Consider the following 335-nt stretch of genomic DNA (forward strand, 5'->3'; position numbering starts at 1 on the left):
TAACCGAAAACGCGATCGCGTCAAAGCTCTGTGGTGGGAAACCGGTGGACTAACACTCTGGTACAAGCGTCTCGAACAAGGCACCGTCGAACTGCCCAGGCCCGACGACAAGGCCTCGCACGTTACGCTCGACAACGTCGAGCTGGCCATGTGGATCGCCGGCGTGTCACTCAAGGCAGCCAAGAACCGGCGCAAGCGAATGGCGGCGTAGGTCGCCCCCCATCGAACAGTTCGGTACGAGCCGGCTTCGCGAAAAACTTGTCGCGAGGCCGGTTTTCTTTGCGCTCTGGCTTGCGCTTTTTCCGCCGAACTTTATAATGTCGTCATCATGAATC

General features: G+C 58.2%; 1 protein-coding gene. It reads left to right on the plus strand.

The window, feature by feature from the left end; translation table 11 throughout:
- Window positions 1-211: IS66 family insertion sequence element accessory protein TnpB (gene tnpB / locus GE027_RS22745; protein WP_162006914.1), on the plus strand; the 211-nt coding region annotated here is incomplete at its 5' end.
- Window positions 212-335 lie beyond the last annotated feature (124 nt).

This window comes from Roseimaritima sediminicola (assembly GCF_009618275.1).
Lineage (GTDB): Bacteria > Planctomycetota > Planctomycetia > Pirellulales > Pirellulaceae > Roseimaritima > Roseimaritima sediminicola.